General features: G+C 60.7%; 16 protein-coding genes and 3 pseudogenes. 1 reads left to right on the top strand and 18 read right to left on the bottom strand.

Annotated elements, in window-relative coordinates; translation table 11 throughout:
* Positions 1-115: 115 nt before the first annotated feature.
* The 18 genes and pseudogenes from AC1DTN_RS20755 to AC1DTN_RS20840 form a co-directional block, all read right to left on the bottom strand.
* The gene (locus AC1DTN_RS20755; RefSeq protein WP_477922409.1) at positions 116-1,180 is read right to left on the bottom strand and encodes an LLM class flavin-dependent oxidoreductase; all 1,065 of its coding nucleotides are present in this window, start codon (positions 1,178-1,180) and stop codon (positions 116-118) included.
* Between the two features lie 48 nt (positions 1,181-1,228).
* Complete coding sequence (locus AC1DTN_RS20760; protein ID WP_442207292.1) at positions 1,229-2,230, bottom strand: C-terminal binding protein; 1,002 nt, start codon at positions 2,228-2,230, stop codon at positions 1,229-1,231.
* 18 nt (positions 2,231-2,248) lie between these two features.
* Positions 2,249-3,148, bottom strand: coding sequence for an ABC transporter permease (locus AC1DTN_RS20765; protein WP_442207293.1), 900 nt, complete (start codon positions 3,146-3,148; stop codon positions 2,249-2,251).
* On the bottom strand, positions 3,141-3,974 hold the full coding sequence (locus tag AC1DTN_RS20770) for an ABC transporter ATP-binding protein (RefSeq protein WP_442207294.1): 834 nt from the start codon (positions 3,972-3,974) through the stop codon (positions 3,141-3,143). The genes AC1DTN_RS20765 and AC1DTN_RS20770 overlap by 8 nt, the downstream gene beginning before the upstream one ends.
* 70 nt (positions 3,975-4,044) lie before the next feature.
* Positions 4,045-5,094, bottom strand: coding sequence for an ABC transporter substrate-binding protein (locus AC1DTN_RS20775; RefSeq protein ID WP_477922410.1), 1,050 nt, complete (start codon positions 5,092-5,094; stop codon positions 4,045-4,047).
* A gap of 270 nt (positions 5,095-5,364) precedes the next feature.
* Positions 5,365-5,925, bottom strand: coding sequence for an FMN reductase (msuE, locus tag AC1DTN_RS20780; protein WP_442207319.1), 561 nt, complete (start codon positions 5,923-5,925; stop codon positions 5,365-5,367).
* Positions 5,926-6,069: 144 nt separating this feature from the next.
* Positions 6,070-6,957: pseudogene (locus AC1DTN_RS20785) on the bottom strand (ketopantoate reductase family protein); the annotation flags it as partial.
* A gap of 2 nt (positions 6,958-6,959) precedes the next feature.
* Positions 6,960-8,156: an acyl-CoA dehydrogenase family protein gene (locus AC1DTN_RS20790; protein ID WP_442207296.1), complete on the bottom strand. Its 1,197-nt coding sequence runs from the start codon at positions 8,154-8,156 to the stop codon at positions 6,960-6,962.
* Complete coding sequence (locus AC1DTN_RS20795; RefSeq protein WP_442207297.1) at positions 8,156-9,259, bottom strand: LLM class flavin-dependent oxidoreductase; 1,104 nt, start codon at positions 9,257-9,259, stop codon at positions 8,156-8,158. Before AC1DTN_RS20795 ends, AC1DTN_RS20790 begins: the two co-directional genes overlap by 1 nt.
* 142 nt (positions 9,260-9,401) lie before the next feature.
* On the bottom strand, positions 9,402-10,493 hold the full coding sequence (locus AC1DTN_RS20800) for an LLM class flavin-dependent oxidoreductase (RefSeq protein WP_442207298.1): 1,092 nt from the start codon (positions 10,491-10,493) through the stop codon (positions 9,402-9,404).
* A complete protein-coding gene (locus tag AC1DTN_RS20805; RefSeq protein WP_477922411.1) occupies positions 10,490-12,193 on the bottom strand; it encodes an ABC transporter ATP-binding protein in 1,704 nt (567 codons plus the stop codon). The genes AC1DTN_RS20800 and AC1DTN_RS20805 overlap by 4 nt, the downstream gene beginning before the upstream one ends.
* Positions 12,172-13,017 carry an ABC transporter permease gene (locus AC1DTN_RS20810; RefSeq protein WP_442207300.1) on the bottom strand — a complete coding sequence of 282 codons (846 nt, stop codon included), beginning with the start codon at positions 13,015-13,017 and terminating at the stop codon, positions 12,172-12,174. Before AC1DTN_RS20810 ends, AC1DTN_RS20805 begins: the two co-directional genes overlap by 22 nt.
* Positions 13,014-14,024 carry an ABC transporter permease gene (locus AC1DTN_RS20815; protein ID WP_442207301.1) on the bottom strand — a complete coding sequence of 337 codons (1,011 nt, stop codon included), beginning with the start codon at positions 14,022-14,024 and terminating at the stop codon, positions 13,014-13,016. The genes AC1DTN_RS20810 and AC1DTN_RS20815 overlap by 4 nt, the downstream gene beginning before the upstream one ends.
* Positions 14,025-14,057: 33 nt before the next feature.
* The gene (locus tag AC1DTN_RS20820; protein ID WP_477922413.1) at positions 14,058-15,710 is read right to left on the bottom strand and encodes an ABC transporter substrate-binding protein; all 1,653 of its coding nucleotides are present in this window, start codon (positions 15,708-15,710) and stop codon (positions 14,058-14,060) included.
* 187 nt (positions 15,711-15,897) lie between these two features.
* A pseudogene (locus AC1DTN_RS20825) lies at positions 15,898-18,195 on the bottom strand (molybdopterin guanine dinucleotide-containing S/N-oxide reductase).
* Between the two features lie 42 nt (positions 18,196-18,237).
* Entirely contained in the window at positions 18,238-19,614 is a 1,377-nt protein-coding gene (locus tag AC1DTN_RS20830; protein WP_477922414.1) for an FAD-binding oxidoreductase, read from the bottom strand.
* Positions 19,615-19,721: 107 nt separating this feature from the next.
* On the bottom strand, positions 19,722-20,324 hold the full coding sequence (locus AC1DTN_RS20835; RefSeq protein ID WP_442207305.1) for a 2-hydroxychromene-2-carboxylate isomerase: 603 nt from the start codon (positions 20,322-20,324) through the stop codon (positions 19,722-19,724).
* Between the two features lie 11 nt (positions 20,325-20,335).
* On the bottom strand, positions 20,336-20,902 hold the full coding sequence (locus AC1DTN_RS20840) for a TetR/AcrR family transcriptional regulator (RefSeq protein ID WP_442207307.1): 567 nt from the start codon (positions 20,900-20,902) through the stop codon (positions 20,336-20,338).
* A gap of 152 nt (positions 20,903-21,054) precedes the next feature.
* Between AC1DTN_RS20840 and AC1DTN_RS20845 the strand changes: the two are divergent.
* Positions 21,055-21,857 (top strand): annotated as a pseudogene (locus AC1DTN_RS20845) (OB-fold nucleic acid binding domain-containing protein); the annotation flags it as partial.
* Positions 21,858-22,021: the final 164 nt, after the last annotated feature.

The raw sequence follows: 22,021 nt of genomic DNA on the forward strand, positions 1-22,021 counted from the left end.
GCTGAGGCAATGGTTTTAGGGGAACCGTCCGCGATTACCCCATGCTCAAGAGCAAACCATGCCGGTATTCCTCCGCCATATCAGAAGATCACTAAAAGAGGGCGTGTCCTGAATTCTATCGCAGCAACGGCAGCAATTGCTCACCCTGCCGCTTGATCTCCTGTAAATACGGAGTGTCAGACAGAATGAAATGGGTAATGCCGAGCTCCCTGTATCTTCTCAGCGAGCCGGCGACGTCTTCAGCCGAACCGACCAGCCAAGTCGTGCCGGCACCACCGCCACCGAACTTGCCGGGAGTAGTATAAAGGTTGTCGTCCAGCACATCGCCTCGCTTGTGCAGATCGAGCAACCGCTGCTGGCCGACTGCACCTGCTTTGTGATCGTTCCAGCTACCGCTTTTGCCGTCGGCCATCTTGGCAACGCGCGCTTCCGCATCGGACCATGCCTTTTCCCTCGTGTCACGCACCAGGGTTGTTATCCTGAGTCCAAACTCCAGGGGCGGGAGATCGCGGTCCAAGTCCTTGCTGAGTGTATTCAAGCGTTCGATCCGCTCCCGTACGCCATCGAGAGGCTCTCCCCAGAACAACTGCACGTCGGCTTCTGTCGCCGACACTTGTTCAGCCGCCTCTGATGCGCCGCCAAAATAGATCTTGGGATGACGGCGCTCGATGCGCACATCAAGCCGTGGCGCAGCGGTAGAGCCGGTTACCTGGAAATGCTGTCCGTGGAATGTCACATTCTCCTCGGTCCATAGCCGGCGGACCAGTCGCATGAATTCCTTCGTGCGTGCATAGCGCTGAGACTGGTCGCCTTCCTCGTCGCCATAGGCGGCGAGGTCGTCCTGACCGGAGACGATGTTGACCCGAACCCGGCCGCCAGTCAGTTGGTCAAGCGTTGCGGCAGCGGAAGCGAAGTTCGCAGGCCGCCAATAACCAGGTCGGGCAGCGATCAAGGGTTCGAATGTGGTGGTGCGTGCAGCAAGGGCTGCTGCGATCGTAAAGGTGTCGGGGCGGCCCCATCCGGTGCCAATCAGAGCCCCTTTCCACCCATGCTCTTCCAGTGCAACTGCGTGTGCCGTTATCGCTTCCAGACTGTTGTGATTTTCGGCGGCGGCATCGCCTCTATGGCCCGCCTTGACGTCGTTTGGAATGTACCACAGGAATTCGGAGCTATTGGTCATGGTTGTGCCTGGATCGTTCGGATCGGATCGTGGAAAGTCGCAAAATGATCAGGCCGTAACGCGGTTTCGCAACCGGCCTTCTTCAAGCAGGATTTTGACCGTCCGCGCCGCATTGGTGCGCATTTCGACGGCAGCGTGGTCGGAATAAAAAGCGTTGTGGGGCGTGATGACAAGCCGCCCGGCAAGCCAGTCCTCATGGTCTCGCCACGCAGACAAGAGGGGATGGTGGCCCGGTGGCTCCTGTGTCAGCGTGTCGATCGCCGCTGCCGCAAGATGACCGCTGCGCAAAGCCGCTTCGAGCGCGTCGAAATTGCTGAGAAGTTCTCCGCGAGCGGTATTAACGAGGATTGCCCCTGGTTTCAGCCTTTCAAGACCCTCGGCATCCAGCATGCCGCGGGTATCGGCTGTTGCCGGACAATGCAGTGTGACGACATCTGACTGGGCGAGAATGTCGTCAAGGCGGTCCACACGCTCATAACCGACAGCCTTCTCATGGCCGGGCGGCTGACCTGGATCGTAGCCGAGGATACGGAAACCGAACGGCTTCAGACGGTTGACGACCGCGGTGCCAATCCGGCCGACGCCAATGATGCCGACGGTTGCGCGGTTCGACCGGGAAAGCGGTTTGAGGCTGTGGACCTGCCAACCGGATGTATAGCCGCGAGCACGGGCATCATGTTCCCAGAGGCGGCGATGGAGCGAGAGGATCATTGCGATCGCGTGATCGGCAACTTCTTCGGTGCCGTAATCGGGATTGTTGGCAAAGGGGATGCCGGCATTTGCCAATGCCGCAAGATCGATCTTCTCGTAGCCGACGCCATAGCGGACCACGCCGCGGCAGCGATGAAGGTGAGAGATACTGCGCGAAGTCAGCCGTGCGCCCCAGACCATCAGCGCGTCAAGTCTTGCCAGGCGATCGGCGTCAAATAGCGTCTCGTCTGTGGTCGCGAAAAAATCGATCTCGATATCACGACCCAGCACTTCGGCTTCTAGGTCGGGATGACCGATCATGTGATCGGTGATGCCGACGATATATTTTTCCTGTGTCATTGTCGTTTGCCAGCCATGCTATCGCGTCATACCCCATTTCAGAATCGTGCGCCTTTCCAACTGCCGGAACAGGACATTCTCGACGAGGAGACCCAGCAGGATGACCGTCATCAGGCCGGCGAACACCCGGTCGGTGTAGAGCTCGTTGCGGTTCTGGAAGATGTACCAGCCGAGCCCGCCACGGCCCGAGGATGCGCCAAAGACGAGTTCCGCGGCAATCAATGTCCGCCACGCGAAGGCCCAGCCGATTTTAAGGCCCGCGATGATCGACGGCAGGGCTGCCGGCACAAGAATAAGGAAGACGTAGCGCAATCCGCGCAGGCCATAATTGCGGCCCGTCATGCGCAGGGTCTCCGGCACACTGGTGAAGCCCGTATACATGTTGAGAGCAAGCGGCCAGAGCACCGAATGGATCAGCACGAAAATAAGACTTCCCTGGCCGAGCCCGAACCACAGAAGCCCGAGCGGCAGAAGTGCGATCGGAGGCAAAGGATTGAGCATGGAGGTCAAGGTCGACAGGAAATCRCGCCCGAGTTGGCTGGATACGGCGAGCGACGTCAGGACGAATGCCAAAACGACCCCCGCGACATAACCTTTCAGCAGAATATCGATGGAGTTCGCTGCGCGGCCAGGCAAAACGCCATTGGCAATATCGTCGAAGAAAGCTTGAAGTGTCTCCGTGAATGACGGCAGGAGAAGGTCATTGCCCTGAATTCTTGCGACAATCTCCCATAAGATTGCGAGAAAGATCAGGAGAAGACCTTTTCGCAGCCATGCCTGCTGCCAGAGTCGCCGCGGCAGCGACGCGCGCCGTTCGATGGAGCTTCCGGCGATTGGCTCAGGCATCAGCTCGTATTCAGGTCGGATCGGCGGCGTCGGCCGTATTATAACAGGGCCAGCGGTAGCAGTGTCACGCATGATCGCTTTCTGTTGCAATGGGCGCCTCGTCAAACAGAAGGCGATGAATGCGGGTTGCGGCTGCCTGAAACTCAGGGCTTCCGCCGCTTTGCAGGTCCCATTCATGGCTATTGATCTCGGCACGCATGCGGCCCGGATGCGGAGACAACAGTGCGATCCGATTGCCGACGACCAACGCCTCTTCGATGGAATGGGTGACGAAGAGCAGGGTGAAGCGGACTTCTTCCCACAGTGCCAGGAGTTCTTCCTGCATCTTGCGCCGGGTCAGCGCATCAAGCGCTGCAAAGGGCTCATCCATCAGCAGGACACGTGGCTCCATCGCAAGGGCCCGTGCGATTGCAACACGTTGCTTCATTCCTCCCGACAAAGCGTTCGGATAGGCCCCGGCAAAACGAGATAATCCCACCTTTTCCAGATAGTAGTCAGCTCTTTCGAGAGCCTCTTTTCGGCCAAGGCGACCGGAGACCCGAACAGGAAAGGCCACGTTCTCTCGAATGGTCTTCCAGGGCGGTAACTGGTCGAACTCCTGAAAGACTACCACACGATCCGGTCCCGGTCCGTTGACCGGACGACCATCCAAAAGGACCTGTCCTTCAGTCGGCGCAATAAAGCCGCCGACGGCCTTTAAGAGGGTGGATTTGCCGCAGCCGGAAGCGCCGAGTAGAATAAAGCGATCCGCTTCCCAAACATCGAAGCTGACATTCTGCGTCGCGCGCACGATCCGTCCGGGCGCCGCATATTCCAATGTAACACCCTTCACCGAAAGAAGCGGTGGTTGCGTTGAGGGGGCCGCGCGGCTCAAGGCTTCGGTGGATGTGCCGTCCATTCTATCTCGCAAATCTTCTGCGCGGCCTATAGGGCCGCGCTATCGCAGGATCAGGTTTATCCGATAAATGTCAGCTGCCGTTATCGCCCTGCGCTTCCGGGAAGAAGTAGTCCTTCCAGGACCCGGCCTCATTTTTCAGGACGCCGATCTTGTAGAGTTCCGAAGCGTATATGAAAGTGTTTTTGGGCACGATCGAAAAGTCGTTTTCCGGATCGTTGATGATATCGAGGACGAGTTTGGGCGAGAGCTTCGATTTCTGCTCGCRGATAAAGGTATCGGCGGCTTCTGTCTTGTGCGTGCTGATCCAATCCGCGGCATCACGCAGCGCTGCATAGAAGGCAGCATAGGTCTTGGGATTTTTGTCATGGAAAGCGCTGGTGGCATAAAGGACATTGAAGGTCGCCGGCCCTCCAAGAATATCATAGGAACTGATGACCTTGTGAACTGCCTTGTTGCCCTGCAGCGCCTGATAATAGAAGGGTGCCGAGGAGAAGTGCGAGTTCACTTCCGTTCCGCCTGAAATCAGTGCCGCGGTTGCGTCGGGATGCGGCAAGCTGATGGTGATATCGTCGAGCTTCTGGAACTTGTCCTTGCCAAAGACCTTTGCAGCTTCGATCTGAAGCGTGCGGGACTGGAAACCAACGCCGGCCGCAGGCACCGCGATCCGGTCGTCCGGCCCAAAGTCTTTCAACGAATGGATATTTGGATTGGTCGTCAGCAGGTAGTTGGGCTGGGCGCCAAGTGCTGCGACCAGTTTGACGTCCTGATGTCCCTTGGTTCGGTCCCAGGTGGTGAGCGCCGGCGGCACGCCGGCGGCTGCGATATCGAGATTCTCGGAAAGAAGCGCTTCGTTCATTGCCGTTGCGCCGGACACCGTTGCCCATTCGACCGTTATGTCGAGACCGGCTTCCTTGCCATGTTTCTCGATGAGCTTCTGATCGCGGACGACATCGAGCGTCAGGTAGGAAATCCCAAACTGCTGCGCGATGCGGATCTTGCCCTCGGCCGCAGCTTGCCCGGGCACCAGCATGGCGATGAGACCGAGAGAAGCCGCAACTGGGAATAACGCATTAGGCCAATTGAGATGGCGGCGGCTTTTTGAAATTTGACGCTGCGGCATGCGTGCTCCTGTATCAGGCGTTGCGGTGTCGAAAAGCCATGCATGCGCACAGCTCTTCACGCACTCCCCCGGAAGAGGTGCGTGAGATCAGTCGAGGGTATTAATCTCGACCAAATCGATCAACATGCTCGCGTTTCGTTTTCAGGCACGCATTGAGATCAGAATCCTTCGAAAGCCCCTATTTTTGCAAATTAATCGGCGCGCCTCGTAACCACGCCGGTGGCAAATTGCCGATACCTGCGTTTGCGAGCGCCTTTGTGTTGGAGCGTTTCATTCGGCCGCGGCACGATTGGCCTCGCCGATCGGCAAGAAGGTGCCAATCTCGTCGATCGCCTCGCCGATGCGTTTGAGGAGTTGTTCTGATGAGACGGTGTAATCGACAAAGTCACGATCCGACGCGTAGACCGCGGTTGGCAGCGTGTGGGCCATGAAGAACCCGAACAATGGGCGAAGCTGGTGCTCCACCATCAGCGCGTGGCGATCGCCGCCGCCCGTGGCCGTGATGAGGATCGGTTTCGACCGTAGCTCATGAGGATCGATGAGATCGATCAAATGCTTGAAGAGACCCGAGTAGGAGCCCTTATAGGTCGGTGCGCCGATGATAAGGATGTCGGCATCGACAATCTCTTGAATGACATGGTCAGCCCTGTCGTCGAGCTGTTTGCGCCAGAGAGCAGTACCAAGCGATGGTCCGACATCGACCATGTCGTAAGTCACGCTATCAAAGCCGTAGCGATCGCTTGCGCGTCCGGCGACATGCTGCACGAGCGCCGTGGTTTTCGAAGGCCGGCTGAAGCTGCCCGATATCGCAACGACCCTAGGGGTTCCCATATCTTTCCTTTCGATCGGCTTGCTTTCCGCAGGCACGCCGAGCGCTGCGCCATCGGCGATGACGGGATAAAACTCGCCAATATCTCGTGTACCTGGGGGACGGCCATCGATCGCAAGCCTCGCCGCAGCCTTCTGGAAGGCCGCGTTGAGAGGTGCTGCAACCCCGTGAATTCGTCCGAGACGGACGATTTCACCGTTCAGATAATCGACTTCGCTTGAAGTGCCGCGGGTGAAACTTTGCCAGGTCGATTGCTGACCGGGCTTGATGCCACTCTCTGGCGCGACCCGCCAGGTTGAGATGTCGATCTTCCATTCCGAGGGCGCTGCGGGATCGTATCCGGCGGCTAGGAGAACGGTGCGTGCCTCTTGCGCCAGGCTGGCTGCGGCTTTTGAGCGGACTTCGGGAGGACCTGCGAAAAGCTCGACGGCATTGGTGACGTTGTGCTCGAGCTTGGCCGCCTTCCATCGCCGGATGTCGGAGCGCGCTTCGGCCAGGTAGCCCGCCTTTGCAAGATCGGCGACGATCGACGAAGCCGTGTCGTCGAGCCCTTCCGGGTAGCGGCCGAGGGCGACGATGCCGACATTCGGCTCGCCTCCGACGACGACCTCGCCGGTGACGGTATAGCGCGCCGGAATGCGGATACTCGCCGCATAGACACGATCGAAGCGCCGCAGCGCAATGTCTTCCGCAGCCAGCCCGTTTTGCAACGTCACGAGTGGCAGTTCGGATGCAAAGCCTGCACCCTCGACCTGCCGCCAGGCCCAGAATTCTGTGGTCGCTTCGACATCCTGTGCCTTGACCGCAAGGACCAGAATATCACCCGGGCGAAGCGCCGGTGGCGAAGCCGTGTCGGCGGTGTTGAGCCGGAGCATACTGTGTCCGTCCGGCCGGCGATACGAGAGACCGCGGGCGGCGATATGGGCAATCTGGGTGCCGCGACCAACGAGCAAATAGGGGATGCCATGCGTCTCGAACTCGGCCGCGAGGCTAGCGCCGACTGCACCGGCACCGATGATGATGTAGCGTGTCATGATCAGGCCGTCTTCAATGCCGTGAGATTGACCGGAGGTGCCAATGGCGCCGCCCTTTCGCTCTTCCAACGTTCGAAGGCGGCGCGCCCGAGAATGGAGATTGACGTGTCCTCCTGCGGGGCATGGACGAGCACCGACTGAATGTCCCTGAAATGGCGTTCCAGCCCCAATTCGTTTCCGAGGCCAGGATTGCCGATGCCGCGCACGGCAATCTGCACCGCGTCGCGCAGCTGCCGGCCGGCAATAAATCGGGCTCTTATGTGCTTTTCAGCGTCGGCATGATTGTCCTTCAGGGCATCGAAAATGATCTGCCGGGCACCGGAGACCAGCAGATCGATTTCACCGGAGAACGTCACGAACCGTTCGGTGCGGGCGATCGGATGGCCAAGGTTTGTAGGAACACGCTCATGCGCAAAACGGATGAACGCCTCCTGAGCAGCTTCAGCCACCCCAAGATAGAGCGCGGTCAGCGCCAGCGTGATTGCCGCATGGGCACGGTTGTCCTGCTGCGCAACGGAGGGGTCAACAAGATCGATGACATTCTCCAGCGGGATTTCCACATCGGTGTATTCGACATCGTGAGATCCGGAGGCGCGCATGCCAAGGCTGTTCCAGTTCTCGATGACGCGAATGCCCGGGTGCTTGTTCGGCACGACAAATGTTCCGACGCGGGCCTTCGCCTCATCGGTGTGTGCCCACACAAGAAAATGGGTCAGACCGTGTGCGCCTGTGACGAAGCGCTTGCGGCCGGTGATCGACCAGCCGGATGCGGTACGCCGGGCAACCGTCGCCGGCAGGCCGCCACGGGCCGGCGAGCCAAGTTCCGGTTCGACACGCGCGGCATTGAGCAGCAGCGGATGCTGCTTGGTCTGAGCAAGCAGGCGCTTGTAGAGGTCCTCGGGCCAATGGTTTTTGGTTGCCTGGCCGAGGTGGTTGAAGATCGTCATGGCGCTGATCAGGGCGACCGATGGATCACCGCGGCCGAGGGCCGCAAGGATCGTTGCGGCCTCGTGGAGCGTTGCGCCGGCGCCGCCGTATCTCGCCGCGACAGTGCTTTCGAGCAGGCCGCTTTGATGAACCGCCCGGATGCCAGTCCAGGGAAAATCCCCGGTCCGGTCCGCCTCGGGAGCTGCGTCCGCAAGAGCGCGCGTCGTCGCGCTCAGCAGGCTTGGATCGAAAGCCGTATCGCGCGCGATCATCAGGCGGCGGCCTTCTTCTTTGCCTCTTCCCGCTCGCGGATGCCTTCGCGCACCAGCGGCAGAATATAGCGGCCGTAATCGACGGCATCGTTGAAATTGTCGTAGCCGCGGATGGAGATCAGGTCGGCGCCGAGATCGATATAGTCGAGGATGGAATCGGCAATGGTCCGCGGTGATCCGACGAGCGCGGTGGTGGCGCCGGAGGCATTGGTCGCCGTGACCGTCGGATACCAGAGGGCGCGATCGTGAACGTCGCCACGCGCGGCAATATCAAGGAGGCGCCGCGATCCGACATTGGCCGGGCGCGGGGCGGAGGGCGGGGCGCGATGAAGGCCCTTTTCCCGGTTGTCCTTGAGACGGTCGAGCACCCGGTGGGCCTTTTCCCAGGCCAGTTCGTCGGTTTCCGCGACGATCGGGCGGAAGGTCACCCAGATACGCGGGCGGTCCGTCCTGCCTGCCTTAGCCGCCTCGGCGTAGATGCGTTCGATCTGTTGCTTGGTTTCCGCTAGCGGTTCGCCCCATAGCCCGAAGATGTCGCCGAGCGAGCCGCCGATCCGGTAGGCGGCATCCGACGATCCGCCGACAGAGATGGGGATGGTGCCATTCGTGGGCCGCACTGCGCTGCGGAACTGCTTGAACTGGTAATATGTGCCATCGAAATCGAAGGGCTCAGTCGAGGTCCATGCGAGGCGCAGAATACGGATATATTCCTCCTGCCGCTCGTAGCGCTGCTCCTTGTTGAGGAAGTCTCCCTCGCGCGCCTGCTCGTCATCGCTGCCGCCCGCAATGAAGTGGACGACGACGCGGCCGCCGCTCAATTGATCGAGAGTGGCAAGCGATTTGGCCGCGACCGTCGGGTACACCGTGTTGGGCCTGAGCGCGACGATGATCTTGATGTTCTTCGTGTGCGCCAGAACTGTGGCGCCAAGGGTAAAGGGATCGAAGGAGGACGATGAGTAGGGGATTAGCGTGTAGTTGAAGCCGTAGTCGTCGAGGGCGCGCGCGTAGCGCTCGAGATAGCGTGGATCGACCGGAGCGTCCGGGATGGGATGGAGGTCGTTCGAGGCGTTGGGAAAGCTGACGCTGATGAATTCCGCGGACATGGGAGCTCCTCTGATTGTCGATGGTGGTCGAAGGTTAGGTGGCAGACATAGGACGAGGAAGACAGGTCTTTCTATTTCCACTGAAACTATAGAAAAATATCTCTAATTCGCGGCTGCCGGTGTTTGAGATCCAGTGTAGGTTCTACCAGTCCGGCGACCAGCCAAGGCTCGGGGCAAGGGTCCCGGCAAGGTCGGTGAGCAGCTGGATATTTTCGGCAAGGCCGAAGGCCGGCGGCAGGAAGAGAACGATTTCGTCGGCCGTAGCGAGCCCGGGATCAGCAAGCACTGCCTCGATCACCTGATCCGGTGTGCCGTGGAAAACCGGCGAAATCTGGCTTCCCGGCGGTTGGTTGGTCCGCGAGCTCGGCTCAAGAGCGCCTTTCGGTCGCGATGCGGCGATACCCTGAGTGCGGCGCTCGAGATCATAGGCTGCGTATTTCTCCCGCAGCTCCGGCGTCGAGCCAACCAGGACCGAAGCCGCCACGGCGACGGGCGGCGGCTCGCTTGTCCACTGCTTCCGCCAGTTGGAGCGGAATGCCTCGATGCAACGGGCCTGGTAGCTTCCGAAGCTCTCGCCCTCGGCGTGGTCGTGCTGTACGGTTCCGGCGATCAGGCCGATGCCGAGTTCGGCGGCCTGGATCGCGGACCCGAGGCTAGCGGAACCTTGACGGATGCGTGAGCGAAGCGTCGGACTGTGCGGTGTTACCCTCAGCTGGCTGCCTTCCGCGGCCCCTTGGCCAGATTCCGCGACGGTGTGCAGAACCTCGCCTGAGATCGCGGACAGAAAGCGCGCCTGACGGCGCTTGGCTTCCGTCCTGGCATCGCTCTCGACCGTGCCGAAGACGGCATCGAAGGCTGCGTTGGCGCCGGTCGAGATCGCCAGTTCCAATCTGCCACCAATCAGGAGGTCGGTGGTGCCTGCGGCTTCCGCCAGCAGGATAGGGTCCTGATAACGCATTGGAATGACTGCCGAACCCAGGACGATATGGCTGGTATGCTGGCCTGTCGCGGCGAAGAAGGGCAGAGGCGAGGATAGATAGTGATCGAAATGCCGCTGATAGGCCCAGCCTGACTGATAGCCCAGGCGTTCGGCGGCCTTGAAGAGCTCGATTCCCTCCCGCAAACCATGGGTTGGGCCGGATTCATCGTTGAACGCGACACGCGTGTTGAACCCGAGGCGCTTCTTCGGACGGAATGACGCTGACGGTGTCGGGGCGGGGGCAATCACGCTCATGCGATCTTTTCCTCATTGAAGATCTGTCGCTGCTGCAGGGGCTGGCTTCGCGCAAAACGCGCGGCCCCTGACGGGATCGATTCCAGCAAAGAGCGGGTATAGGGCTGCCGGGGCGTGTCGAAGATCTCTCCGACAGTACCGTGCTCGACGATGCGGCCGCGCTGCATGACCGAGACCGTGTGAGCAAGCTGGCGCACCAGCGCCAGGTCATGCGACACGAAGATATAGGTGAGGCCGAGCTTCACCTGCAGCGAAAGCAGCACTTCAACGATATCGGCCTGAACGCTGACGTCGAGCGCCGAGGTAGGCTCGTCAAGCACGATCACATCGGGTTTCAGGACGAGCGACCGGGCGATAGCAACGCGCTGGCGCTGGCCGCCGGACAAGGCGGCGGGCTTTCGGAACAAGAGATGCTCGCCAAGCCCCACATCCGCGAATGCCTTGCGCACCGCGAGTGCCCGTTCCTGGTGTGTCCCTATCTTGAAGCGGTCTAGAGGCTCGCGCACGATTTTCTCGGCGGTCCAGGTCGGGTCGAGGGACGTGAACGGGTTCTGATAGACAAGCTGCAGGTGCCGCCAGATAGAGCGAAGCTGCTCGGGGGACCGGCCAATTACCTGTTCGCCGCCAACGGCGATCTTTCCAGTGTCGGGCTGTTCAAGCCCGAGCAGAAGCCGGATTGCCGTTGTCTTTCCGGATCCGGATTCCCCGACTAGCGCATGCGTCGTTCCCGCCTGAACCTCGAACGAGACGTCGTTGACGGCGGTCAGAACCTTGCCGTCGACGGTGAAGTTCTTCGTTACGCCGCTGACCTCGATCTTCGGTGTCTTTTCGCGCCTCGCGACAAGGTGCCGGAAACCGGGCTCTCGCAACGGCCGGTACCGGTCAGGATTGAGTGCCGGCACATCCCCATGGAGCTTTCTGGCGTAGGACGAGGAAGGGGCGGAGAATACCGCAGCCGTGTTTCCGGCTTCCTGGATGACGCCGTCCTTGAGGACGACAATGGAATCCGCGCGCTCGGCTGCGATCGCCAGGTCATGGGTGATCAGGAGAAGGCTGATTTGCAGCTCCTCCTGCAACTTCGACAACAGGTCGAGAATACGCTTCTGGATCGTCACATCGAGTGCGGAGGTCGGCTCGTCTGCGACCAGCAGCGACGGTCGCGGCAGAACGGCGAGCCCGATCAGAACGCGCTGGAGCATGCCGCCGGAAAGCTGGTGGGGGTAGGAATCATAGACACGCTGCGGATTGTCGAGCCCGACCTGCGCAAATGTCTCCAGAATGAGCGCCTTGCGAAGCGGCCTGTCCGGTTCGTCCAGGAGTGCGGCAGCTTCCATTGCCTGCGCGCCGACGGTGCGAACCGGGTTCAGGGAGTTGCCCGGATCCTGCGGCACGAAGCCGATCCTGCGTCCCCTGAATGGGCGGAAGCGGCGCTCGGGAAGCCCCAGAAGCTCCTGGCCCTCGAATTCGACGCGGCCGGAGGCGTGTCCCTTTGCGGGAAGCAGCCGCAGGACGGCGCGGGCGATGGTGGATTTGCCCGATCCGGATTCGCCGATCAGCGCGAGACTTTTGCCGCGTCCAAGCTCGAAGCCGACATTGGTCACGACCCTGTGGGTGCCGTAGGCTACCGACAATCCTTCGGCCCGCACTAACGGGGACGATGGGCGATTCAAAAACGTGGTCAGTCTGTCTTGCGGAGCCATCGGCTGATCCTGTTTACAGAGAGAACGGTTGCGATCGTGACGAGGGCTGGGGCGTAAACCAGCCAGGGCCATTTGAGGTAATCCTTGCCGATCGAGATCAGCAGGCCCCAATCGGAAGCAGGCGGCGGGTCGCCGTAGCCAAGGAAGGCAAGGCTGGCGATCACCAGGATGGAATCGCCGAACTGCAGGACGGCAAGCGGAAGCACCGATCGCGATGCGTTCGGCAGCACGTGGCGCCACAGAATGTGCCAGCGCGAGCCGCCGAGAAGGAAGGACGATTCCACGAATGTCGCAGCCCGTGTCTTGATGACTTCGGCGCGCATCACCCGGGCAAAAAGGGCGACGGCGGAGACGCCTGTTGCGATTGCCGCATTCGTCGTGTCGAAACCGATTGCGGTGACGACGATCACTGCCAGCAGGAATTTGGGGATTGCCAGCAAGACATCGACGAGGCGGGCAAAGACCGTGTCCACCCAGCTGCCGAAGAAGCCGGCCAGCAGTCCGATAATGCCGCCGGCGACAACGCCGATCACGACCGCGATCAGCGCGCTGGCTACCGATGAGGCCGTGCCATAGATGACACGGGCGTAAAGATCGCGGCCGAGATGATCGGTGCCGAACCAGTGCGCCGCACTTGGGCCGAGCAGCTTCTGGGCGGGGGTGCCGTTCACCGGATCGTAGCTTGTGAAGAGGCTAGGCGCCAAGGACCAGGCGATCGCCAGAGCGACGACCAGGAACGAGAGGATGACGACCGGCGGCACACGCAGGCCCGTCAGACGACCGACCAGCGTCGTGGGCGTGAAAGAAAGAGAGGCGAGCGTCATGGGGTCACCGCCTTGGAGATCGGGACAGAGCTGTCATCAGTGGTCGTCGGCCGACGCTGCTGCGTGCCGAGGAGCTTCACGCGGGGATCGAGCAGCGGGTAGGTCAGGTCGGCGATCAGGTTTACGACAACAAAGACCACCGCCGCGAGCGAAACGACCGCCTGTAGGACCGGCAGGTCCTGGGTGCTGACCGACCGCTGCACCAGGCTGCCGAGCCCATTTCGGCCGAACACGGTCTCGGTAATCAGCGATCCGCCGAGCAACTCGCCRATCGTCAGAGCGACGACAGTGATGACGGGCAGCGATGACGGCTTCAGCAGGTGCATGACGAAGAGCCGCATCTGGCCGAGCCCGCGTCCGCGTGCGACGGCGGCATAGTCCTGGCCGGACTCATGGTCGAGATTGACAATCAGGACTTCGGCAATCTGCGCGGAGATCGGAATGCCGAGGGCGATCGCTGCGAAAAGCGTTGCCCAGAAGCTGTCGGGCTCGATGACGCGAAAGACGCCGAGCTGGAAACCGAAGAGGTGGATCAGCACCAACCCGATGACGAAGTTCGGAACCGACAGGAACAGCGAGGGAAAGCCGCGCAGCAGGCCCTGTCCGTAGCGTCTGGGCAAAAATTGTGTGCCGTAAGCGATGATCGCTGCCAGGAAAAGCGCGACCGCAAGGCCGGCCGAGGCAAGCACGAGCGTTGATGGCAGAACCTCGCCGATCAGCGTCGCCACCGGCCGGTTAGTCCGCATCGACAGGCCGAGGTCGCCGGTCACGAAGCCGGAAAAGGCGTTCCAGAGCTGCTCGGGGATCGGCTTGTCCAGTCCCTGCGCAGCGATGATCTCTTTGATTTCATCCGGCGTGAAGCCGTTTTGAGGGTTGTTGAGAACGTTTGTGATCGGATCGCCGGGCAGGATGCTGACGACGACAAAGGTGAAGACATAAGACAGCAGGATCACGACGATCGCCTGCAGCAGCCGCTTTCCGGCGTAGTTGAAATAAGCTTTGCTCATGCCCATCACCTCTGTGTCTGTCGATTGGCCGGGCTATTCGCTCTTCGTTGCCGTGTAGTAGCTGGCATAGGCGACGCCGTTGTAGACTTCGCCCTTGAGCTTCGGCGACTGCACGTAGATGCGCTGGACGATCTGCGTTCGCGGAATGAAATAGCCCTGGTCGAGGACGTATTTCTGCAACTCGTCGAGAAGAGGCTTGCGAGCTTCGATGGAGCCGGCGCCGGCGATCTTGTCGCGCAAATCGTTGAGGGTCTTGTCACTCTCGTCGAGCGCAAACCAGTTCTCGCCATTGTTGGCGTTGGTGAGGATGCCGGCGACGGTGCCGGCGTCGATGAAGGAGCGCGTCACCTCATAGGCCGGCACTCCGGCGCCGCCATACTTGACCTTCTGGCCGAAGGTGACGACGTCATAAGCGCGAATATCGACCTTCCAGCCGATCTTGCCGAGTTGCTGCGAAATCAGTTCGTCGATCGACTTCGATGTCGCGAGGTAGGGGTTCGAGTTCAGCGTCAGCAATAGTGGCTTGCCATCCTTGACGCGTATACCGTCCGGACCCTTCTTCCATCCGGCCTCGTCGAGAAGCTTCTCCGCCTTGTCAGGATTGTAGGCGAGGAGTGCGCTCTGGTCGGTCGCGCCGGGAACATTGCTCTGGATGAACGACGTCGCAAGCTTCCAGTCGGGCGTATAGACGGTGTCGATGATTTCCTGGCGATTGATGCCTGCCTGAAGTGCCTGGCGAACCTTCACGTCGTCATAGGGGGCAAGCTTGGTGTTAACAGCCCAGCCGTTGACGAAGCCGAGATAGCGGGGCGTCGCCACAGTGAGGCCTTCCGACTTCAGAGATTCAAGCTCCTGGGGCGATGCGTTATAGGCGACGTCCGCCTGGCCGGACTGGACTGCCGCAACGCGCAGCGATGGTTCCGAAACGAGCTTGTAGGTGATCGTATCGAGATGGGCAGGGCCAGTCTGGCCGACCGCTGCCGGCCCCCAGTTGTAGTCCTTGCGCTTGGCGAGCTTGACGTAGTCGCCTTCCTTCCAGGACTCGACGACATAAGGGCCGCTGCCGGATGTCCTGCTCAGGTCCGCCTGGGCGCTTGCCGGCGAGGCGATGGTCTTCGGGGAGATCAGGATCGAGCCGTGGTAGCCGAGTGTCGGGATGAAGCCGAGGGTCGGCTTCTTGAAGAAAACTTTCACGGTTGTTGCATCGACCGCTTCGGCGTGATCGTAGGTTTTGGGGAAGAGGCCGATCGGATTGATACCCTCGCTTTTGCGACCGGCGTACCAGATGTCGAGATTGGCAACGACGGCCGCCGCATCGAGCGGGCTGCCATCGGAAAAGGTTACGCCGGTCTTCAGATGCAAAGTGAACTCTGTCGCATTGTCGTTCTGCTCCCAGCGCTCGGCGATCCACGGGCTGACCTTGCCATCGGCATCGACATAGAGAAGCTTGTCGGTAACATGGCCCCAGATATGGCCCTGAAAGCTGGAGATTGCGCTGTTGTTGGGGATCCAGGTGTCTCCGAGGGAGTCGATCAGGAAAACGACGTCTCCGCCATCATGCGCTCCGTCCTCAGCCACGGCCGGGGTTACACCAGCAGTCGCGACCAGAGCGGCAAATGCCAGTGCAGAGGCGGCGGTCAGCAGACGACGCCGGGAAAAAAGGGAGCGGAAAGAGCGGTCGTTCATGAAGCGGTCCTGTTTGGTTGTCGGGCTATCACGAACAGGAGCCTATGGGAGCGGATCGGTTTCGAGAAAGACTGGTTGTTCTTTTTCTATCAAATTTGTAGATTATTTTATCGGCGCGATCTGAAGCACGAGGATCAGGATTTCCGGTCACCGCTCGGCCGCTAAAGGTGTTGCCAGTGCCGGTCCATTACTCGATGAACGCCATTCCGTCGAGAATGCGCACGGGTGGCAATTCTCCGGCATAGCGCTCGACATCGACCTTCGTCAGCTGTCCGGTCGACGCCTGTGCAAGTTGCGAGGTGCCCGTATCGCGGGTCAGGATATTCGGGTTGCCGTGAATGCACATGGCGATCTCGGCACCGGTATCATCAGGCTCGAACCAAGCCCCGGTGGCAAGCTGCATCACACCAGGTTTCACATCGGCACTGATCACCGCAGCCGCCAGGCAGCTGCCGCGGGCGTTGAACAGCCTGACGATATGGCGATCCGAAATGCCACGCTCGGCTGCATCGGCCGGATTGATTCGCACCGGTTCGCGGCCATTGATCTTGGTAGAGCGGCTGAAGTCACCATAATCAAGCTGGCTGTGAAGGCGCGAGTGCGGCTGGTTGCAGATGAGATAGAGGGGATAGCGGCTCTCCGCCGCCTCCCTCGTCGGTTCCGGTTCAAACCAGCGCGGATGGCCCCGGCAATCGTCATAACCAAAGCTCTCGATCGTTTCAGAGAAGATTTCGATCTTGCCCGATGGCGTCGGCAGCGGATTGGCGCCCGGATCGGCCCGGAATGCGCGCGCTGGGCCACCATCGTCCGGCTTTATCGGCAGTTGCAGTTCGCCTTTCTCCCAGAACGTTACGAAATCCGGCGCCGGGTGACCAGCGGCGGTGAGTGCCGCACGTGTTGTCTCGAATAGGAAAGTGAGCCACTCGCGGCTCGACCGGTTCTCGGTGAATTCGCCACGCTTGCCGAGGCGCTCTGCAATATCCGCGAATATCTCGTAGTCGTCGCGTGCCTCGCCGACCGGTTCGATCAGCCTCTTCATCGCGATCATCATCGAATCGCGATCGGCCGCACCGATATCGTCGCGCTCAAGCGTGGTGGTCGCGGGCAGGACGATATCGGCGTGGCGTGCCGAGGACGTCCAGGCCGTTTCGTGCACGATGATCGTCTCCGGCTTCTTGAACGCCTGGCGAAGCCTGTTGAGATCCTGATGATGATGGAACGGGTTGCCGCCTGCCCAATAGACAAGGCGAATGTCAGGATAGCGCAAAGCCTGGCCATTGTAGTGGAAGGGTTCGCCCGGGTTCAGCAGCATGTCGGCGATCCGTGCGACGGGTATGAAATCCGGCACGGGATTGTGGAATTGCTTGAGCGTCGGCAGAGGAACGGCGAGCTGGCTTTTGCCGATATTGCCGAGCGCGCCGAGCGAATAGGAAAAGCCGCCGCCATCGAGCCCGATCTGGCCCAGCATGGCCGACAGCACGATCCCCATTCAGACGGGCTGTTCGCCATGGTCGGCGCGCTGCAGGGAGTGGCTTACGGTGATCAGTGTTCGGGCGTCCGCCATGTGCCGCGCCAGATCCACGATCGTATCGGCAGCGATACCGCAGATGCTGGCTCCCCATTGCGGGCTCTTCCCGATGCCATCCTCGTGCCCCAGCAGATAAGCCTCGAAGCGCGGATAGCCTGTCGTATAGCGGTCGAGAAATTCCCGATCGTGTCGTCCCTCGCTGACCAGGACGAAGGCGATCGCCAGCATGAGCGCAACATCTGTTCCGGGGATGACCGGCAGCCATTCCGCATCCAGGTCGGCAGCAATGTCATCCTTGAGCGGGCTTATGAGCACGAATCGCGCGCCGCGCGCACGGGCGCTGCGCAGCGCGGGGCGCACGACGTGCCGGCTGATGCCGCCGCCATGGACGTCGGTGTTCTTGACCGCCATGCCGCCGAAAGCAACGATCAGCTCGCTGCTGCGCTCGATCGCTTCCCAGGTAACGCTCTTTCGGTCGAAAGTGTCGTAAGGACCGAGCACATGCGGAATGATGACCATCGCCGCGCCCGAACTGTAGGTATTGACCGATCTGACATATCCGCCGAGCACGTTGAGGAAGCGGTGGATCTGACCTTGGGCATGATGAAACCGGCCTGCGCTGGACCAGCCATACGAGCCGCCGAAAATGGCGCGCGGTCCAGCTTCGGCGTGAACCCGCCTAAGCTCGCTGGAGACAAGATCGAGCGCTTCCGACCAGCTGACCTCGACGTAGCCGTCGCTCCCACGTTTCCCGGCATTGTCGGGACCGCTTTCAAGCCATCCCCGTCTGATGGCCGGGCGCCGGATGCGAGCTGAGCTATGGGCGATTGCGGGTAGATTGCCGAGCAAGGGAGATGGGTGAGGGTCGGCGGGATGCGGACGGATTTCGAGCGCTTCGCCCTGATGCCGTCCAAAGAATGCGCCCCAATGAGAGCTGTGGGGTTTGAAGCCGTCCATCACACAGTCTCCCGTGAACAAGGCTGATAAGTTCGGCAACACTCACACCGGCAGGATCTTGCCTGGGTTCATGATGCCCTGGGGATCGATGGCGTGCTTGAGCAGGGCCATCAGCTCGACGGCGTCTCCGTGTTCCTGACGCAGATAGCCGATCTTGCCGGTGCCGACGCCATGTTCGCCGCTCGACGTGCCGCCGACGGAAATTGCGTGTTCGACCATCGCCTTGTTGATGGCCGCGACCTCGGCGAGCTCCGCCTTGTTCGCGGGATCGACGGCGAAGACCACATGATAATTGCCGTCGCCGACATGACCGAGAATGGCAGCCGGAACACTGCAGTCCTGCAACAATGCGCGGGTCCTGAGAATGCAGCCGCTGAGTTCCGATACCGGCACGCACACATCGGATGACCAGCCCTTCGCATTCGGTCTCTGCGACACGACTGCGTAGAAGGCGTTATGCCGGGCCTTCCATAGGCGATTTCGTTCCTCAGGCGCATTGGCCCATTCGAAATCCTTGCCGCCATGATCCTTGACGATATCAGCAACCAGTTCGACCTGCTCCTGAACCGACGCAGGAGACCCGTGGAATTCGAAGGCGAGTGTGTCTTCGATCTTAAGCGAAAGGCCGGAATAGGCGTTGGCGGCAGCAATCAGGCCGCGGTCCATCAGCTCCATGCGCGCGACCGGGATGGCAAGCTGCACGACCGCGATCGCGGCGCTGACCGCCAGCTCCACGCTCTCGAACGAGCAGAGGGCTGCCGAAGTGGTTTCCGGAACGCCGTGGAGCCGCAAGGTCACTTCGGCGATGATGCCGAGCGTGCCTTCCGAGCCGACGAAGAGGCGTGTGAGGTCATAGCCGGCGGACGATTTTCGCGCCCGACCGCCCGTGCGGATGACCTGACCCGTCGGCAGTACGACGGTCAGCGACAGCACATTCTCGCGCATGGTGCCGTAGCGCACGGCGTTGGTGCCCGATGCCCGTGTCGCCGCCATGCCCCCAATTGACGCGTTGGCGCCAGGGTCGATCGGGAAAAACAGGCCTTGGTCGCGCAGATGCGCGTTGAGCTGCTCGCGCGTGACACCGGCCTGGACGGTGCAGTCTAGATCCTCGGCGCTGACGCGAATGATCTGTGACATTCGCGAAAGATCGATTGAAACGCCACCGCGCACCGCGCTCAGGTGCCCCTCGAGCGAGGTCCCGGCGCCGAAGGCGATGACCGGCACGCCTGCCGCGGCGCAGAGCCGGACGGTTTCAGCTACGTCGGCGGTGCTTTGCGCGAATACCACGGCATCCGGGATTGCCGGCGTGTGATGGGATTCGCCGCGGCCATGCTGCTCGCGCAGTGCTTGCGAGATCGAGAAGCGATCACCGAACCTTGCCTGCAATTGGCTCGATAGCTCAACGGATAGGATGCCCATCTTTCACGTCCTCTGTCGTGTTGACCGTGCCAGCCGACATCGTGCCATGCCGTCACGATAAGGCGCGGATGCAGACTGATCGGCACCAAGTCTCACCAGGCTAGCTGTCAGACGGCGATCTTCTCGCCGTTCAGGTGGCGCTCAAGGAAAGGCAGGCTATCCTGCCCCCAGTAAAGTTCGTCTTCGTAGCGAAACGTCGGAAGGCCAAAGACGCCGGCGGCCCTTGCGCTTTCGATATTGGATCTCCAGATCGATTGGGTGGCCCCGGCCTGGGCGCGTTCTTCCAGCGTCGCCCCGTCGATCCCTACGGAACTGGCGATCGCCTGACGCACCTCGCTCCGGCCGATATCCGCCGAGTCGCTCCAGAATGCCGTCTGCAGCGCGCGTGTCAGCTCGAGCCAGTCCAGGCCGTCCTCGATGGCCGCGATGACCATGAAGCCGGCGGGCGTTGGATCGGACAGGGCAGCGCGATTTTCAAAGTTCAGCGTCCTGCCGCGCAGGAATGCCCAGCGCTTCAGGTCCTTGGTCCAGTAGGCGCGTCGGGCTTCCGGCCGATTACGCGAATAGATGCCGCCATTGTCCTCGATCAGAGAGATGACGTGCGGCCGGATCACCGCGCGATGCCTGGAGGCGAGTTCCGAGAACGGGTCAAGGCCGATGAAGGCCCACGGGGAGCCGATGCCGAAGAAGTAATCAATAACCTTTGCCATGTTCCGCCTGTTTAGGATTTCGTTGAAGGACGCGCTGCGTCGAACACGAAAAGCGCGCAGTCCCTGGCGGTGAGCACAGCTTGCGGGTCTCGCCCAACCGCAACTGTTGCAAGGGCGCCTTCATAGAGAAGAGAAAGATGAGCAGCCGGCTGGGCGGTACCGACACCTGCCCGTTCCATCAGCGCACGAAACATCTGACTGACGGCCGCCTTGTGGGCGCGCGCGACAATAACAACGCGTTCTGAATCGCCATGCTCGGCTACAGCGAGGGCAAACGCACATCCGCGAAACTCGGGGCTATCCGCCTTCTCATGCAGCCGCTTAAAGATAAGATCGAGCTGGTCCCGCGGGTTCTGGACTTCGTTCAGAACCTCTTCCAGCGAACGGATGACACGCTCGTGACGGTCCTGAAGATATGCCGCTACAAGATGATCTTTGGATGGAAAATGCCGATAAAGAGTCGCCTTGGCGACCCTTGTTTCCTCGATGATGCGGTCGATGCCGACAGCGCGGATGCCCTCGCGATAGAAGAGCGCGCCGGCGGACGCGAGGATATGATCTGAAATGGAAGCTTTCATCGAACTGCTTAGCTAGAGCTTATTTGACGCATGCCGTGAGCACGACATTGTAGTCGGATGCGTTTTAGAGACGCAATCCATTTCAAGAAAGACAGGTCATTCCTCTTCTGCCGAAGATGCAGGAATGTTTTTGCGTCGTGGCTTTGCCATAGTGGCGCCGGTTCAGTGTGCCGACGGAAGCGCCTGTCCAGCTTGCAGTGGCCGATGCCTTCCTAGCCTGGCTCAAACTCGAACGGCGCGATGCCCTCTGGGAAATCAAGGCCGCTGCGCGACGAGCCATTGCCCTTGTTTGCAGCGGCGGCCGACCGCGAGAAGGTCGCAATTGCCGAGCAGCAGGAGCCGGAGGTTGCGCTTCGCAAATGACGGACGGGCACAACGTCATTGAGGATTACAGCCATATCGGATTGACGCTCAGACAGCGTCCCGTCGCCTTCCTGCGCAAGGACTTGTCGGAGCGCAGCTCATCACATGTGCCGGGCGATGAATGCGCGGGATGGGCGGTGGGTTTATACGTCAGGTCTTGTGCTGGTGCGGCAGAAGCCAGGATCGGCCAAAGGCGTCATGTTCATCACCATCGAGGACGAGACGGATCCGGCCAACATCGTCGTCTGGCCCAGCTTGTTCGAAAAGCGGCGGCGCGTGGTGCTAGCGTCCTCGATGATGGGGATCAATGGCCGAATCCAGCGGGAAGGGGAGGCCGTGCATCTCGTGGCACAGCAACTGTTCGACCTTTCAGCGGACCTCGTCGGTTTGACTGATCGGGATAGCGAGTTCAAGCTGCCAACCGGGCGGGGCCACGAGTTTGCCCACGGCGACGGCGGGTCGGATTCGAGAGACGAAGCCGGTTGTCCCGCGGGACATGTTCATCCCGTTATGCCGAACTCGGCATAACGGGATTTATCCCGAGCCGGATACTATGCCGAGCTCATTCCCTAAAGCCCGAGATTTCCGGTAAACCAAGCTCAATGGCTCGGCATAGTAGCTCGCACTGAAAGGCAGGATTCGGCCCAAAGCCGTCATTGCTTGCCACGAAAGATATGGGTCGTGTTATCGCGCTCAATTGGGACAAATCCAATCGTTGGCCAGAATGCTTCCGCCTCTGGGCCTGCGGTATAAAGT

Source organism: Rhizobium sp. 01T444, from assembly GCF_056398305.1.

Bases quoted from the DNA above. Each gene is read 5' to 3' on its own strand.
- AC1DTN_RS20755 (WP_477922409.1), bottom strand. From the start codon at position 1,180: ATGACCAATAGCTCCGAATTCCTGTGGTACATTCCAAACGACGTCAAG.
- AC1DTN_RS20760 (WP_442207292.1), bottom strand. From the start codon at position 2,230: ATGACACAGGAAAAATATATCGTCGGCATCACCGATCACATGATCGGT.
- AC1DTN_RS20770 (WP_442207294.1), bottom strand. From the start codon at position 3,974: ATGGACGGCACATCCACCGAAGCCTTGAGCCGCGCGGCCCCCTCAACG.
- msuE (WP_442207319.1), bottom strand. From the start codon at position 5,925: ATGGGAACCCCTAGGGTCGTTGCGATATCGGGCAGCTTCAGCCGGCCT.
- AC1DTN_RS20790 (WP_442207296.1), bottom strand. From the start codon at position 8,156: ATGATCGCGCGCGATACGGCTTTCGATCCAAGCCTGCTGAGCGCGACG.
- AC1DTN_RS20795 (WP_442207297.1), bottom strand. From the start codon at position 9,259: ATGTCCGCGGAATTCATCAGCGTCAGCTTTCCCAACGCCTCGAACGAC.
- AC1DTN_RS20800 (WP_442207298.1), bottom strand. From the start codon at position 10,493: ATGAGCGTGATTGCCCCCGCCCCGACACCGTCAGCGTCATTCCGTCCG.
- AC1DTN_RS20805 (WP_477922411.1), bottom strand. From the start codon at position 12,193: ATGGCTCCGCAAGACAGACTGACCACGTTTTTGAATCGCCCATCGTCC.
- AC1DTN_RS20810 (WP_442207300.1), bottom strand. From the start codon at position 13,017: ATGACGCTCGCCTCTCTTTCTTTCACGCCCACGACGCTGGTCGGTCGT.
- AC1DTN_RS20820 (WP_477922413.1), bottom strand. From the start codon at position 15,710: ATGAACGACCGCTCTTTCCGCTCCCTTTTTTCCCGGCGTCGTCTGCTG.
- AC1DTN_RS20830 (WP_477922414.1), bottom strand. From the start codon at position 19,614: ATGGGCATCCTATCCGTTGAGCTATCGAGCCAATTGCAGGCAAGGTTC.
- AC1DTN_RS20835 (WP_442207305.1), bottom strand. From the start codon at position 20,324: ATGGCAAAGGTTATTGATTACTTCTTCGGCATCGGCTCCCCGTGGGCC.
- AC1DTN_RS20840 (WP_442207307.1), bottom strand. From the start codon at position 20,902: ATGAAAGCTTCCATTTCAGATCATATCCTCGCGTCCGCCGGCGCGCTC.